At 72.2% G+C, this 14707-nt stretch carries 12 protein-coding genes; 7 read left to right on the plus strand and 5 right to left on the minus strand.

Annotated features, from left to right (window positions below; translation table 11 throughout):
• Positions 1 to 85 precede the first annotated feature (85 nt).
• The 5 genes from ABZ795_RS13120 to hemB are packed head-to-tail and all read left to right on the plus strand — an operon-like array spanning position 86 to position 5767.
• On the plus strand, positions 86 to 856 hold the full coding sequence (locus ABZ795_RS13120; RefSeq protein WP_357530445.1) for a redox-sensing transcriptional repressor Rex: 771 nt from the start codon (positions 86 to 88) through the stop codon (positions 854 to 856).
• Positions 853 to 2181 carry a glutamyl-tRNA reductase gene (locus ABZ795_RS13125; RefSeq protein WP_357530446.1) on the plus strand — a complete coding sequence of 443 codons (1329 nt, stop codon included), beginning with the start codon at positions 853 to 855 and terminating at the stop codon, positions 2179 to 2181. The genes ABZ795_RS13120 and ABZ795_RS13125 overlap by 4 nt, the downstream gene beginning before the upstream one ends.
• The gene (gene hemC / locus ABZ795_RS13130; RefSeq protein WP_327023950.1) at positions 2178 to 3188 is read left to right on the plus strand and encodes a hydroxymethylbilane synthase; all 1011 of its coding nucleotides are present in this window, start codon (positions 2178 to 2180) and stop codon (positions 3186 to 3188) included. Before ABZ795_RS13125 ends, hemC begins: the two co-directional genes overlap by 4 nt.
• Positions 3185 to 4765: a uroporphyrinogen-III synthase gene (locus ABZ795_RS13135; protein ID WP_327023951.1), complete on the plus strand. Its 1581-nt coding sequence runs from the start codon at positions 3185 to 3187 to the stop codon at positions 4763 to 4765. Before hemC ends, ABZ795_RS13135 begins: the two co-directional genes overlap by 4 nt.
• 18 nt (positions 4766 to 4783) lie before the next feature.
• Positions 4784 to 5767: a porphobilinogen synthase gene (gene hemB, locus ABZ795_RS13140; RefSeq protein ID WP_357530447.1), complete on the plus strand. Its 984-nt coding sequence runs from the start codon at positions 4784 to 4786 to the stop codon at positions 5765 to 5767.
• A 9-nt stretch (positions 5768 to 5776) separates the two neighbouring features.
• Here the strand turns inward: hemB and ABZ795_RS13145 are convergent, their stop codons facing one another.
• A complete protein-coding gene (locus ABZ795_RS13145; RefSeq protein WP_357530483.1) occupies positions 5777 to 6793 on the minus strand; it encodes a GNAT family N-acetyltransferase in 1017 nt (338 codons plus the stop codon).
• Positions 6794 to 6865: 72 nt separating this feature from the next.
• The gene (locus ABZ795_RS13150; protein WP_357530448.1) at positions 6866 to 8275 is read right to left on the minus strand and encodes a lytic murein transglycosylase; all 1410 of its coding nucleotides are present in this window, start codon (positions 8273 to 8275) and stop codon (positions 6866 to 6868) included.
• Between the two features lie 38 nt (positions 8276 to 8313).
• Between ABZ795_RS13150 and ABZ795_RS13155 the strand changes: the two genes are divergently transcribed.
• Together ABZ795_RS13155 and ABZ795_RS13160 are read left to right on the plus strand one after the other, a co-directional pair.
• On the plus strand, positions 8314 to 8529 hold the full coding sequence (locus tag ABZ795_RS13155; protein ID WP_327023954.1) for a zinc ribbon domain-containing protein: 216 nt from the start codon (positions 8314 to 8316) through the stop codon (positions 8527 to 8529).
• A gap of 150 nt (positions 8530 to 8679) precedes the next feature.
• Positions 8680 to 11457 (plus strand): NB-ARC domain-containing protein, encoded by a 2778-nt coding sequence (locus tag ABZ795_RS13160; protein ID WP_357530449.1) that lies wholly within the window; start codon positions 8680 to 8682, stop codon positions 11455 to 11457.
• 71 nt (positions 11458 to 11528) lie between these two features.
• On the opposite strand, the gene ABZ795_RS13165 is transcribed toward ABZ795_RS13160, so the two are convergent.
• The 3 genes from ABZ795_RS13165 to ABZ795_RS13175 form a co-directional block, all read right to left on the minus strand.
• Positions 11529 to 12065: a phospholipase gene (locus tag ABZ795_RS13165; protein ID WP_327023956.1), complete on the minus strand. Its 537-nt coding sequence runs from the start codon at positions 12063 to 12065 to the stop codon at positions 11529 to 11531.
• 176 nt (positions 12066 to 12241) lie between these two features.
• The gene (locus ABZ795_RS13170) at positions 12242 to 12967 is read right to left on the minus strand and encodes a methyltransferase domain-containing protein (RefSeq protein WP_357530450.1); all 726 of its coding nucleotides are present in this window, start codon (positions 12965 to 12967) and stop codon (positions 12242 to 12244) included.
• An 81-nt stretch (positions 12968 to 13048) separates the two neighbouring features.
• A complete protein-coding gene (locus tag ABZ795_RS13175; RefSeq protein WP_357530451.1) occupies positions 13049 to 14686 on the minus strand; it encodes an ABC-F family ATP-binding cassette domain-containing protein in 1638 nt (545 codons plus the stop codon).
• Between the last annotated feature and the right edge of the window lie 21 nt (positions 14687 to 14707).

Raw genomic sequence — 14707 nt, forward strand, 5'->3', positions numbered from 1 at the left:
GCACAGCCGGCAACTCCGGTCGCCAGCGGGAGTCCCAAACGGCCGGCCCGTGGAGTTGGTCAAGGATCGCACCGCACGGAGTCTCATGAGTCAGCACCGTCACCCTGGCGCGCCCGGCCGCGCCGGTGCCGTACCGGCGCTTCCGGATCTTCCCGAGGCGACGGTCGCACGGCTCCCCGAGTACCTTCGTGCCCTGCACAACCTGGCTGAAACCGGTAACGAGACCGTCTCCAGTGAGGGGCTCGCCAACGCCGCCGGGGTCAACTCCGCCAAGCTCCGCAAGGACCTGTCCCACCTGGGCTCGTACGGCACCCGTGGGGTCGGCTACGACGTGGCCCTGCTGATCGAGCAGATCGAGTACGTGCTCGGGCTCACCCAACGTCGGGCGGTCGCCCTGGTCGGGGTGGGTAATCTCGGTCACGCCCTGGCCGGCTACGACGGCTTCGCCAGCCGTGGCTTCCGGATCGCCGCCCTGTTCGACGCCGATCCGGGTCGGGTCGGCGAGGAGATCCACGGGATGGTCGTCCGGCACATCGAGGAACTGCCCCGGGTGGCGGCCGAGGAGTCGATCGCGATCGGGGTCATCGCCACCCCCGCGTCGGCCGCCCAGCGGGTCGCCGACCAACTCGTCGCCGTCGGCGTGACCAGCATCCTGAACTTCGCACCCTGCGTACTCTCGGTGCCGGACGGGGTCGACGTGCGCAAGGTCGACCTCGCCATCGAGCTGCAGATTCTGTCGTTCCACGAGCACCGCAAGGCGTCCTTGACCGGTCTGCCCCGCACGGGGGGATCCGCCCTGACCGCCCTGCCCGGTGGTCTCGCGGTCACCGAGGGCCAGGAGGCGATCGGAACGTGAAGCTTCTCGTCGTGGGTGCCTCCTACCGCACCGCGCCGGTCGCCACCCTGGAGCGGCTGGCGGTCGCCCCGGAGGACCTCACCCGCATCCTGGGCCGCCTGGTCGCCCAGCCGTACGTCAGCGAGGCCGTGCTGGTCTCCACCTGCAACCGGGTGGAGGTCTACGCGGCGGTCTCCGGTTTCCACGGTGGCCTCGGCGACATCTGCGCCGTCCTGGCCGAGCAGGCCGACTGCCAGCCGTCCGCGCTGGCCAACAACCTCTACGTGCACTTCGACTCCGCCGCGGTCGACCACGTCTTCCGGGTCGCCGCCGGGCTGGACTCGATGGTGGTCGGCGAGGCGCAGATCCTCGGCCAGCTCCGGGACGCCTATCACGGTGCCACCAACGCGGACACCGCCGGTCGGCTGCTGCACGAGCTGATGCAGCAGGCCCTGCGGGTGGGCAAGCGGGCCCACTCCGAGACCGGCATCGACCGGGCCGGGCAGAGCGTGGTCACCGCCGCCCTGGGACTGGCCGCCGGTCATCTCGGCGACGAACTCGCCGGTCGACCCGCGCTCATCGTCGGAGCGGGGGCGATGGGCTCGCTGGGGGTGGCGACGCTGTCCCGGCTCGCTGCCGGCCCGTTGACGGTGACCAACCGCAGCGCCGAGCGGGCGGTACGGCTGGCCGAGTCGTACGGCGCCACCGCACGACCGATGGCCGAGCTGGCCGACACGCTTTCCACAGTGGACATCGTAGTGGCCGCCACCGCGGCCACGGAGCCGGTCCTCACCCGGGAGATCGTCGCCGGTGCGGTGGCTGGTCGGGCCCCCGGACGCGGGCCCCTGGTCCTGCTGGACCTGGCCGTACCCCGGGACGTCGGGCCCGGGGTGGCCGAGCTGCCCGGCGTCGAGGTGATCGACATCGACCGGATGGGCGCGCTGCTCGCCGACGGCCCGGCCGCCACGGACGCGGCCGCGGTCGAACGGATCGTGGCCGCCGAGGTCGAATCCTTCCTGACCTGGCTGCGCGGCGCGGACGTGGCCCCCACCGTGGCCGCCCTGCGTGGCCGGGCCGAGGACGTGGTCAGCGCCGAACTGCGCCGGCTGGCCCAGCGCCGTCCCGACCTCACCGACGACCAGCGCGCCGAGGTGGCCCGCACGGTGCACCGGGTGGTGCAGCGGCTGCTGCACCAGCCGACCGTACGGGTCCGTCAGCTCGCCGCCGAGCCCGGCGGTGACCAGTACGCCGCCCTGCTGCGCGAACTGTTCGACCTGGAAGTACCCCAGACCTCCCCGGTGGACACGGTCCCCGACATCGCCCCAACCAACGGAGGTGAACGATGAGCCGGCGGAAAACCAGTGACCCGCTGCGTCTCGGCACCCGGGGCAGCAAACTGGCGATGGCCCAGTCCGGACACATCGCCGAGGCCCTGACCGCCCGCACCGGACGCCCGGTGGAGCTGGTCGAGGTGATCACCGCAGGTGACCGGTCCACCGCGCCGGTGCAGCGCCTCGGGGTCGGGGTGTTCGTCTCCGCGCTGCGCGACGCCCTGGTCGCCGGAGAGATCGACTTCGCGGTCCACTCGTACAAGGACCTGCCGACCGCGATGCCGGCCGAGCTGCACATCGCCGCGGTGCCCCCGCGCGAGGATCCGCGTGACGCGCTCGTCGCCCGCGACGGGAAGACGCTGGCCGAACTCGCCCCCGGTGCCCGGATCGGCACCGGGGCGCTGCGCCGGATCGCCCAGTTGCACGCCCTGGGCCTGCAACTGTCGGTCACCCCCATCCGCGGCAACATCGACAGCCGGCTGGCTCGGGTGCTCGACCCGGAGAGCGACCTGGACGCGATCGTCCTGGCTCGGGCGGGGCTGGCCCGAATCGGTCGGCTCGACGCCGTCAGCGAGACCCTCGACCCGATGTTGATGCTGCCGGCTCCCGCCCAGGGTGCGCTGGCGGTGGAGTGCCGTGTCGACGACCCGGAGATGCTCGAACTGCTAGGTACGCTTGACCACGCACCGTCACGCGCCGCTGTCACTGCGGAGCGGGCGATGCTGGCCACCCTGGAGGCCGGGTGCTCCGCCCCGGTCGCCGCCTACGCCGTCGTCGCCGAAGGTGAGCCCACCGGCTCCGGTGACGACGGTGATGTTGTCCAGGAGATCTACCTGCGCGGGGCGGTGATCAGCCCGGACGGCGTCCGCGACATCCGGCTGTCCCGCACCGGAACGCTCGCCGAAGCCACGGAGATCGGTAAGGCACTCGCCGCCGAACTCCTCGACCTCGGCGCCGACTCGATCCTCGGCCCGCAAGGACCCAACGGCCCGGGGACCCAGCAATTTGGGAGCACAGAATGACCCGCACCCGTAAGCCCGTAGGCCGTATCGCGTTCGTCGGGGCTGGACCCGGCGACCCGGGCCTGCTGACCCGCCGGGCGCACGACGCCCTGGTCGACGCCGATCAGGTGGTGTACGACCGGGGAGTCCCCGAGTCGTTGCTCGACGTGGTCCGGGCCGAGGCCAAGGCCGAGACCGAGTTCACCCCGGCCGAAGGGGTGCCGGGTGACGTGGCGAAGGTGCTCATCTCGGCCGCCCGCGCCGGGCAGAACGCGGTGCACCTCGTGGCCGGCGACCCCTTCGGCCACGACTCCGTGGTCAAGGAGGTGCAGGCGGTCGCCCGTACCGCCGCCCACTTCGAGGTGGTGCCCGGGGTCAGCCAGGCCGAGGGGGTGTCCACCTACGCCGGGGTGCCCCTGCCCGGCGTACGCACCACGGCCGACGTGGAGGACGTCAGCACCCTGGACTTCGACGCGCTGGCCTCGGCGGTGCAGCGCGGCTCGCTGGCGCTCGCCGTGGACGCCGGTGACCTGGCCGCGATCCGGGACGGGCTGCTGGCCGCCGGGGTGGACGGCACCACCGCGGTGGGAGTCACCGGTGACGGCACCGGGGAGACCCAGTACACCACCACCTCGACGGTCGACTCGTTCGTCGCGGCGGCACTCGGCTTCACCGGCCGGGTGGTGCTGACCGTGGGCGACGGGGTCAGCCAGCGGGACAAGCTCAGCTGGTGGGAGAACCGCCCGCTGTACGGCTGGAAGGTGCTGGTTCCCCGGACCAAGGAGCAGGCCGGGGTGATGAGTGCCCGGCTGCGGGCGTACGGCGCCATCCCGTGTGAGGTGCCGACCATCGCGGTGGAGCCGCCGCGTACCCCGGCTCAGATGGAGCGGGCGGTCAAGGGCCTGGTCGACGGCCGGTACGCCTGGGTGATCTTCACTTCGGTCAACGCGGTACGCGCGGTCTGGGAGAAGTTCGCCGAGCACGGCCTGGACGCCCGGCACTTCGGCGGCGTGAAGATCGCCTGCATCGGTGAGGCCACCGCCGAGGCGGTCCGCGCCTTCGGCATCCAGCCGGAACTGATCCCCACCGGGGAACAGTCCTCCGAGGGGCTGCTGGCCGAGTTCTCGCCGCACGACGAGGTGCTCGACCCGGTCGGCCGGGTGCTGCTGCCCCGCGCCGACATCGCCACGGAGACCCTCGCCGCCGGGCTCACCGAGCGTGGCTGGGAGGTCGACGACGTGACCGCCTACCGTACGGTCCGGGCCGCCCCGCCGCCCGCCGAGATCCGGGACGCCATCAAGTCCGGTGGATTCGACGCCGTGCTCTTCACGTCAAGCTCGACGGTGCGCAATCTCGTCGGTATCGCCGGCAAGCCGCACGCGCGTACCGTTGTCGCAGTGATCGGGCCCAAGACCGCGGAGACCGCCACGGAGTTCGGCCTGCGGGTCGACGTCCAGCCGCCGCACGCCTCCGTGCCCGACCTGGTGGAAGCGCTCGCCGGCTACGCCGTCGAGCTGCGGGAGAAGCTCGCCGCCATGCCGGCGAAGCAGCGCCGTGGTTCGAAGGTGCAGGGGCCGACCGCGCTGAGGTTCCGGTAGCCGTTTAGGAGAGCCGCCATGCCGTACCCCGAGCACCGGCCCCGCCGGCTGCGTCGCAACGCAGCCGTGCGGCGGCTGGTCGCGGAGACCCGTCCCGCCCCGGCCGAGCTGGTCGTACCGATGTTCGTCAAGGAGGGGCTGACCGAGCCCCGCCCGATCGGCTCGCTGCCGGGTGTGCTCCAGCACACCCGGGACTCCCTGCGCAAGGCCGCGGCGGAGGCGGTCCAGGCCGGGGTCGGCGGGATCATGCTCTTCGGGGTGCCGGCGGCGCGTGACGAGTGCGGGGCCGGCGGCATCGACCCCAACGGCATCCTCAACGTGGCCATCCGGGACGTGGTCTCCGAGGTCGGCGACGCGACCGTGGTGATGAGCGACCTGTGCCTGGACGAGTTCACCTCGCACGGGCACTGTGGGGTGCTCGCCCCCGACGGCTCGGTGGACAACGACGCCACCCTGGCCGCGTACGCCGAGATGGCGGTCGCCCAGGCCGCCGCCGGGGTGTCGGTTGTCGGGCCCTCCGGGATGATGGACGGCCAGGTCGGCGCGGTACGCCGGGCCCTGGACGCGGCCGGGTACACCGACGTTTCGGTGTTGGCCTATGCGGTCAAGTACGCCTCGGCGTTCTACGGCCCCTTTCGGGAGGCGGTCGAGTCGTCGCTGGAGGGGGACCGGCGCACCTACCAGCAGGATCCGGCCAACCTGCGCGAGTCGCTGCGTGAGGTCGAGCTGGATGTGGCCGAGGGCGCCGACATGGTGATGGTCAAGCCGGCCCTGCCCTACCTGGACGTGGTCTCGGCGGTCCGGGCCGCGGTGCAGGTCCCGGTCGCCGCCTACCAGGTCTCCGGGGAGTACGCGATGGTCGAGGCAGCCGCCGCGAACGGCTGGATCGACCGCGAGCAGGTGATGCTGGAGACCCTGACCTCGATCCGGCGCGCGGGCGCCCAGATCATCCTCACCTACTGGGCCGTCGAGGCCGCCGAACTGCTCCGCCAGCGTTACTGAGCCCCGGGCTCAGCGGGAGGCGTCCAGGCGGTGCACCAGCTCGGCGACGTCCACGCTGTACTCACACCACTCGCGGTCCGGCCGGTAGCCCAGCTCGGCGTTGACCTTGAGCATCGCCTCGTTGGCCTGGGCGTTCCAGGTCTGGACCTCCTCCAGTTGCGGCTCGGCCGAGCGCAACTCCAGCAGCATCCGAGCCTTGATCGCCCGGTCGATGCCGTAGCCACGGTGATCCTGCACCACGATGGTGTCGTACTGGTCGGCGCGGGTGGGATGCTGGGCCGGCACCACCACCTCGGTCAACCCGGCCACCTCCCCGGTCTGCTCGTGCAGGGCGAGCACGATGTACGGCTGCATGCCCCGTCGGTGCAGGCAGTCCAGGCTGTCGCGTAGCCGCTGGGGGTCGTACGAACTCGGCCGCAGCTCGCCGTCCTCGACATCCCGGATCTCGGCCTTGGCCCGCGCGTACGCCTCGATCAGTTCGTCCGGTGGACCACCCGGGTGGAACTGGACGTCATAGCCCGCCCCGAGGCCGGTGGACATCTGGGCCAACTCGGCCCAGTCGACCTCGTTCAGATCGAGCACGCTGCGGGTCTCGACGTACTCCCGGGCGAAGCCCAGGGACTCGTAGAAGGCGATGGCCGGGGTGCCGCCGACGACCTCCACCCCGATCGACTCGAAGCCCTCCTGGTAGACCCGACGGGCCGCGCGTAGCACCAGGTCCCGGCCGAGCCCGCGGCGCCGCAGGGAGGGATGCACCAGCACTTCGAGTACGCCGATGCTGCCGAGCAGCAGCACGTGCACATGCCCCAGGATCGGCCCGGGGGTGCCGTCTGCGGCCGGCTCGGCCTGAGCCACCCAGGAAATCCGCCGCTCGCCCGGCATCACCTCGGCGAGATACTCCCGTAGACAGGTCTCACGCCATGGCGGATCCTGCGGGAGATCGGTCGCCAAGATCGCGTTGAGCGTCTCCAGCAGCGATGCGATCTCGGCGGACGACGCGTTCCTGGGGTCCCACTCGCGCACCATCACCCGTCTAGCTTGCCGTCAAGTGCAGCCTGGGGGAAGTGTCCAGTTCTCCAATGTGTGGAAACGATCAATTTAAGTGCGGCTGGCCTGTCCGTACCGGTTGGCGGTGTTGAAGACATCTTGCGCGTATGGCCGGACGTTGTTGTACGACAGGATGGCGTTCCACCAGTCCCCTGGGATCGTCAGGTTGCGATTGCCCCGGCACAGGTAGACCCCGGCGGCCAGCGCGGCGTCATGGATGTTGTGCGGGTCCTTGCGGCCGTCGTTGTCGGCATCCGCGCCCACCTCCTGCCAGGTGGTCGGGATGAACTGCATCGGTCCGATCGCCCGGTCGTAGGTGGTGTCCCCGTCCAGTGCACCACGGTCGGTGTCGGCGATCCGCATCCGGCCGCCCTGCCCGTCCAACGGCAGGCCGATGATCTCCGGGATGGCCCGACCGTCCGCCCCCAGGCGGGCGTTGTTGGCCTGCCCGTGCCGGGATTCGACGAAGCCGATCGCGGCCAGGGTCGTCCAGCTCAGACCGCAGCTGCGGTTGGTCTGGGCGAGGACCAGTTCGGCATAGCCGTACGCCTGCATGGCGACCGGGTCGATGCCGGCCTTGGCGCCGACCTCCCGGGCCCAACCGGCCAGGGCGTCGGAGGGGCGCCCACCGACCGGCCCGGCACCGGGCGGCGCCGCCGTGCCCGGCGCGTTCGGCGGGGTCATGCCGGGGGGCAGGGTGGCCAGGGGCGGAAGGGCACCGGGCGGAGGCGCCACCTCGGACGAGGGAGGTGCACCATCCGCCCCGGGCCCGTCGGTGGCGGCGGCCGGCGACGGGCCGCCGATGGTCGCCGGTACCAGCATCGCGCCGGCCGTGGCGGTCGCGGCCACCAGCGCCAGGAGGAACACCCCGGGCAGGGTCAGCCGCCCACTCGGCCGCTTCGACCAATCCCGGGTAGCCCGAGCCGCCGCCCGAGGACCCGGCACCCGTACGGCGTGCGCGAAGCGGGACCGACGGCGTCGGGCGACCGGTGCCGCCGAGTCCGGCGTGGACGACGCCGATGCCGTGGCCTCCCCGGCCTTACCGGTCGCTGGGCTGTCACTTCCGGACTCGGTCTTACCGGTCGCTGGGGTTTCGCTCGCGGAGTCGCCCTTACTGGTCGGTGGGGCATCGCCTCCGGACTCGGCTTTGCCGGTCGCTGGGGTGCCGGTTGCGGGGTCGGTCTTGCCGGTCGGCGGGGTGTCGCTTCCGGACTTGTCGGTTCCGGCCGCCGGCTCGGTCGGCGAGCGTTCGCCGGCGGCCTCGGGTGCGGGATCGCCCTTGAGGCCCGACCGGGACTTCCCGGTCGGCTCGGTGGAGCGCAGCCAGGGCCGGCGAGGTCGGGGCAGCCTGCTGATCCGGCCCTCCGGCGCGACATCGGAGTCGGCACGCGGAGTGGCCGACCGTAGGGGGCGGTGGGGGGTGTTCTGGTCGCCGTCTGCCACCTGTCGAGTATCACCCATGTTTTCGCGGGCGCCAGGTTCGGTCGTACCCTGATGCCATGCCCCGGTACGAGTTCCGTTGCCGCGCCTGCGGCGACACCTTCGAGGTCAACCGTCCGATGGCCCGGGCCGGTGAGCCGGCGTCCTGCCCCCAGGGGCACTCCGACACAGTCAAGCTGCTCTCCACTGTCGCGGTCACCGGCCGCGGCGCCGGTGCCACCGGTGCTGCTCCGGCGTCCGGGGGTGGATGTTGCGGCGGTGGCTGCGGCTGTTAGGCCGTTCTGCGGGAAAGGCTGACGGCCGTCTTGCCCGGATGCGGGGTCTGATGGCACCTTGGGGCGGAGCCTCGACCGGCCGTTCTCGCGATGCGTGACGATTCGGCTTCGTGGAGTATGGGGTCGAGGCCAGGGGGAGGTGTCGCGCGGGTGTCGTCAAGGATCCACCTCCCGGCCGGCTGGGTGACTTTCGTCTTCACCGACATCGAGGGCTCCACCCGGCTGGCGCAGCTGCTCGGCCCGGGCTACCGGCCGGTGCTCGCCGAACACCGTCGGCTGCTGCGCCGGACCATCGCCGCCACCGAGGGGGCGGAGCTGCTGACCGAGGGCGATTCCTTCTTCCTGGCCTTCGACGACGCCAGCGCGGCCATCACCGCCTGCCTGACCGCCCAACGTGCCCTTCGGGAGCACGAGTGGCCGACCCCGGAGTCGGCGCCCCGGGTGCGGATGGGCCTGCACACCGGTTGGGCCGAGCCGCGCGACGGCGAGTACGCCAGTCCGGAGGTGCATCGGGCCGCGCGGGTGGCCGCCGCCGCGCACGGTGGACAGGTGCTCTGCTCGGCGGCGACCGCCCGGCACGCCGACCCGTTGCCGACCGGGGCATCCCTGCTGGACCTCGGGCTGCACCGGTTGCGGGGGTTCGACGACCGGGAACGCCTCTTCCAACTCGTCGCGCCCGGACTGGAGCGGCAGTTTCCCCGGCCGCGTACCGCCGACGCCGAGGCCCACAACCTGCCCGTCCAGGTGACCTCCTTCGTCGGCCGGCAGGCTGAGCGCGCCGACCTCCGTGAGCTTGTGGTGCGGCATCGGCTGGTCACCGTGCTGGGTGCCGGTGGTGGCGGTAAGACCCGGCTGGCCGTGGAGGTCGCCACCGACCTGGTCGATGAGTACCCGGACGGGGTCTGGTTCGTCGACATCGCCTCGGTCACCGACTCGGGGCTGGTGGCCTTCGCGATCGCCGCGGTGCTCGGGCTGCGTCCCGAGCCCGGACGCCCGATGATCGACACCCTGGTGGAGTACGCGGCCAACCGCCGGATGTTGATCGTGCTGGACACCTGCGACGCCCAGCCGTCGGCCTGCGCGGACGCGGTCACCCGGCTGCTGGCCGGTGGCAGTGGGGTGCGGGTGCTGGCCACCACCCGAGAACCCCTGGCCCTGCCCGGCGAGCTGGTGTGGCGGATCCCGCCGCTGTCGGTCGACCCGCCCGCGGACGGTTCCGAGAGCGACGCGGTCGCCCTGCTGCTGGACCGTACGGCGGCGGCCCGGGGAGGTCGACAGCCCGATCCGGCCGAGTCCGCCGACCTGCGTCGGGTGGTACGGCGGTTGGACGGCCTGCCGTTGGCCATAGAGCTGGCTGCGGCGCGGCTACGGGTGCTCTCGGTAGGGCAGCTCGCCGAACGCCTGGACGACGTGCTCGGCACCCTGGACGCCGGTCGGGACGACCCACCCCAACCCTCGACCGCCGACACTCCGCGATCTTCGGGCGGGTCGACCGGCGACGAGCAGCCGGAGCTGTCGGTGCGTACGGCGGCCGAACGGCACCTGACCATGCAGGCCACCGTCACCTGGTCGTACCGGACCCTGGGCCCGCGGGCCGCGCGGCTGCTGCGCTGGTTGGCGGTGTTCGCCGGTCCGGTCGACCTGGAGACGGTGGAGTGGCTGCTCGGCGACGATCCACTGGACCCCCTCTCGGTGCTGGTGGACAAGTCCCTGGTCCTGGCCGAGCCGCACGCCTCGGGCTACACCTACCGGATGCTGGATCCGATCCGGGCGTACGCGGCCCGGCGACTGGCCGAGGCCGGGGAGGAGCGGGACGCCCGCAACCGGCATGTGGCGTGGTCCGCGCACGCCCTCGAACAGGCCCATCTGGGCCCGGACGGGGAGCCGGTGACCCTGTCGTTGTACGCGCTGGATCCCCTGGCCGGGGAGGTGCGGGCCGCCCTGCGGTGGTGCGCCACCGGGGGCAGCGCCCGGATCGGGCTGCGGTTGGCCGGTGGCCTGGAACAGTGGTGGCGCGAGCGGGGGCTGGCGCGGGAGGGCCGACTCTGGCTGTTCCGCCTGTACGGCCGACTGGCGGAGACCGGCGAGGTGGTCCCGGAGGGAGAGCTGGCAGCGGCGTACCACCTGCATTCGCTGCATGCCGGCGCCGACGGCGAGTACGCCGAGGAACTGCGGTACTCGCAGCGGGCGGAGGCCGCTGCCCGGCAGGCCGGTGATGTCGGCCTGCTGGCCCGGGTGCTCGCCGGGCGGGCCGCGCCGCTGGTCGACCTGGGACAGTTCGCCGAGGCGGAGCGGATCTGTCGGGAGGTCATCGACTGGGCGCACGACCAGGGGGTGGACTCCGAGGCCTTGTTCGCGGTGTTCCGGCTGGCCGAGTTGCTGTGGCTGCGGGGTGAGCTGGACGAGGCGGCGGAACTGCTCGGGGCGGCCCGGCCGGTCGAGGCGGCCCGGCCGGTCGAGCGGGGGCGTCGCTCGGTGGACATGCTGCTCGGCATGGTCGCCTTGGCCCGGGGTGACCTGGTGGCGGCGCACGAGCACCTGCTGGCGGCGTTGCGGTCCCGGATGCACCACGGCTTCCACGGCCGCGCCTGCGACACCCTGAACGCCATCGCCGTACGGTGTGCTGTCGGGGGTGCGCCGCTGACCGCGGCCCGGCTGTTCGGTGCGGCCCAGGTGACCCGGGCGACCCTGCGGTCCACCCCCGGCATCTATGACGCCTACTGGATGCAAGAGCAGGCCGCGCTGCGTCGGATCCTCGGCGACACCGCCTTCGACGAGGCGTACGGCGAAGGCGCCGAGCTGGGCTTGGACGAGGCGGTGGCGCTGGCCCTCGGTGTCGAACATCCCGACCTGGCGGCCGACTCGGACCGGTTCGCGGCCGAGGGGTGTCGTAGCGGGCCCTGTCAGTCCGCTGCCACCGCCGACTGACCTGTTCGCGGGCGCCGCCCCACTGCGGGCCCGGCGACCGTGGTCGGCCGGGCCCACAGTGGCTGCGGTGGTCAGGATCGGGCGTATCGCTCGGCTTCGGCCTTCATCCGGGCGGCCCGGTCGATGTCGGCCTGGGACACCGCGGCAACCGAGCCGAAGACGGAAACAGCCTGGTAGTAGGTCCAGGCGAGGCTGGTGCAGGCCGGGCGGACAACGGAGTTGTAGGTGGCGCAGACCCGCTTCAGGTCCTCGTAGAAGGCGCTGTCCAGGCGGGACTTGTTGGCGCTGAACTGGCCGACCGCCTTGTAGTTGCGGTAGCCGAAGTCGTGCCGGAAGCAGGCGTTGGAGAACTTGAATCCGAGGGGGTTGTCCGGGCTGGACGAGCAGTAGTCCGTGGACCAGTCGAACTTGTACTCCGCCCAGGCGGCACGGTTCTGCCGGGCCGAGTTCCAGGCGTTGTAGCTGCTGGCGCTGGTCTGCGTCCAACTGGACAGCACGGACAGCTTCTGTGCCGGGGTCACGGCAGCGGCCGCCGGGGAGGCGGCGGCGACCACGGTGAGCAGCGCGAATACGCCCGAGGCGAGGAGGGTGGCGAGTCGTCTGGGCACTGGGGGAACCTCCGCTGGGGGTGGGGGCGGTGGGGGTTACCGGCGAGTCACCGGTCCCATCAGTGTCGATCAATACTTCGGCGACTCGGTGTTACTCGCGGGAAATATTGATGACCGGTGCTGAAACAGACGAATCCCCGGGAGCCTGAGCTCCCGGGGATTGCGCCAGGTGGCGGCTAGTCGAAGAAGCGGGCCAGATGGGCGGGGGAGGGGGCGGGGTCGTCGGGTCCCAGGGGGGTCAGGTCCGCGAAGATGGAGGCGCCGTCCGTGCCGGCGTGCAGCGGATACCACCGGGGGGTGCCCGGTGGGCGCATCAGGCAGACCCCCTTGATCGTCTGTACGTCCAGCAGTCGCACATGGGTGGGGTCGGCGACCGCGTTCACATGCCCCCACCAGGGGCTCATCACATGCAGGACCCCGCCGGGGCGGAGCACCCGGTGGCACTCGTCCAGCAGCGGCAGGAAGTCGATCAGGTGCTCCAGGATGTGCACCGCGAACAGCACGTCCACGGAGTCGTCGGCCAGCGGGAGGGAACCCGACAGGTCGGCCACCGCATCCACCCCGGGCGCCGGGAAGATGTCCAACCCCAGATTGCCCGGCCACTGCTTGGTGGCCCCGCACCCCAGGTCCACCACCACCGGGTCGCGCCCGCCCACCCGTACCCGGCACCAGATGCCGAAGACCCCGGCCAGGCGGCCCACCTGGTCGCGTACCAGCCGTAGTTGGGCCGGGTCCGCCACCTCCCCGGTCAGGTGGGCGACCCCCCGGTCGAAGCGGACCTCGACTCCCAGCGGGCGCAGCCGATCGTCGTGCCGGACCTGGTCCGTCCACGCCTCGGTGAGGAACTCGTCCACCGCCCGTAGCCGCTCGCCCGAGGGCGCAGTGCGTGCCAGTGCCACCATCCAGGCCACCTCCGGCGGCCCGTTACCCGGATAGCTGCCCGGTATGCGTCGGTTATCCCAGAAGATGCCCGGCGCCTCGGGTCAGGACTCCACGATCCGCCCGGCGGTAACCTCCAGCCGGCGGTCCAGGCGTACCGCGTCGAGCATCCGCCGATCGTGGGTCACCAGCAGCAAGGTGCCCGGGTAGCTGTCCAGGGCCGACTCCAACTGCTCGATGGCCGGCAGATCCAGATGGTTGGTCGGCTCGTCCAGCACCAGCAGGTTGACCCCCCGCCCCTGCAACAACGCCAAGGCGGCCCGGGTCCGCTCCCCGGGGGACAGGGTCGCGGCCGGACGCAACACATGCTGGGCCCGCAGCCCGAACTTGGCCAGCAGGGTCCGGGCATCGGCGGGGGACAGATCCGGTACGGCCGCCCGGAAGGCGTCCAACAGTGGCGCGTCCCCGAGGAACAGCCCCCGGGCCTGGTCCACCTCGCCGACCACCACCCCCGGGCCCAGAGCGGCCTGTCCGCAGGCCAGCGGCAGCCGGCCGAGCAGGGCACCCAGCAGGGTCGACTTGCCGGACCCGTTCGCCCCGGTCACCGCCACCCGGTCGGCCCAGTCGATCTGCAGGTTCACCGGGCCCAGGGTGAACTCGCCTCGGCGTACCACGGCGTCTCGGAGGGTGGCCACCACGGCGCCGGCGCGGGGTGCGGCGGCAATCTCCATCCGCAGTTCCCACTCCTTGCGGGGCTCCTCGACCACCTCCAGCCGTTCGATCAGCCGCTCCGTCTGCCGGGCCTTGGCGGCCTGCTTCTCGCTGGCCTCGGAGCGGAACTTCCGACCGAGTTTGTCGTTGTCGGTGGCCTTGCGCCGGGCGTTACGGACCCCCTTCTCCATCCACGACCGCTGGGTCCGGGCCCGTGCCTCCAGACCCGCCAGGTTGTCGGCGTACTCCTCGAACTCGGCGCGTGCCTGGCGGCGCGCCACCTCCCGCTCCTCCAGGTAAGCCCCGTACCCGCCCCCGAACTGGTTCACCTGCTGCTGGTGCAGGTCCAACTCCAGCACCCGGGTAACCGTCCGGGACAGGAACTCCCGGTCATGGCTGACCAGCACCGTGCCGGCCCGCAACCCGGTGACGAACTGCTCCAACCGGTGCAGGCCAGCCAGGTCCAGGTCGTTGGTGGGCTCGTCGAGCAGGAACACGTCGTACCGGCTGAGCAGCAGTGAGGCCAGCCCGGCGCGGGCCGCCTGCCCACCGGAGAGGCCGGTCATCTCCTGATCCAGGTCGACGGCGAGGCCCAACTCGGCCGCCACCTCCTCGGCCCGCTCGTCCAGATCCGCCCCGCCCAGTCCGAGCCAGCGCTCCAGGGCGTCCGCGTAGGCGTCGTCCGCCCCCGGCCTACCGGCCGTCAGGGCCTCGGTCGCCGCGTCTAGGGCGGCCTGCGCGCCGGTCACCCCGGTACGCCGGGCCAGGAAGGCCCGTACCGTCTCGCCGGGTCGCCGCTCCGGCTCCTGGGGCAGATGCCCGATGCTCGCGCCGGGCGGGCTCACCGTGACGCTGCCGCCCTCCACCGGCAACAACCCGGCGAGGGTACGCAGCAGGGTCGACTTGCCTGCCCCGTTCGGCCCGACCAGGCCGATCACGTCCCCCGGGGCCACCACCAGGTCCAACCCGGTGAACAGGGTCCGGTCCCCGTGGCCGGCGGCAAGGTCCTTGACGATCAGCGTGGCGCTCACAAGGAGCCGAGCCTACCCGCG

It is taken from the genome of Micromonospora sp. NPDC047134 (assembly GCF_040643455.1).
Taxonomy (GTDB): domain Bacteria; phylum Actinomycetota; class Actinomycetes; order Mycobacteriales; family Micromonosporaceae; genus Micromonospora.

Excerpts from the sequence above, each read along its gene's own strand:
- ABZ795_RS13150 (WP_357530448.1), bottom strand. The coding sequence starts at position 8,275 with ATGGGTGATACTCGACAGGTGGCAGACGGCGACCAGAACACCCCCCAC.
- ABZ795_RS13135 (WP_327023951.1), top strand. The coding sequence starts at position 3,185 with ATGACCCGCACCCGTAAGCCCGTAGGCCGTATCGCGTTCGTCGGGGCT.
- ABZ795_RS13155 (WP_327023954.1), top strand. The coding sequence starts at position 8,314 with ATGCCCCGGTACGAGTTCCGTTGCCGCGCCTGCGGCGACACCTTCGAG.
- ABZ795_RS13120 (WP_357530445.1), top strand. The coding sequence starts at position 86 with ATGAGTCAGCACCGTCACCCTGGCGCGCCCGGCCGCGCCGGTGCCGTA.
- hemC (WP_327023950.1), top strand. The coding sequence starts at position 2,178 with ATGAGCCGGCGGAAAACCAGTGACCCGCTGCGTCTCGGCACCCGGGGC.
- hemB (WP_357530447.1), top strand. The coding sequence starts at position 4,784 with ATGCCGTACCCCGAGCACCGGCCCCGCCGGCTGCGTCGCAACGCAGCC.
- ABZ795_RS13145 (WP_357530483.1), bottom strand. The coding sequence starts at position 6,793 with ATGGTGCGCGAGTGGGACCCCAGGAACGCGTCGTCCGCCGAGATCGCA.
- ABZ795_RS13170 (WP_357530450.1), bottom strand. The coding sequence starts at position 12,967 with ATGGTGGCACTGGCACGCACTGCGCCCTCGGGCGAGCGGCTACGGGCG.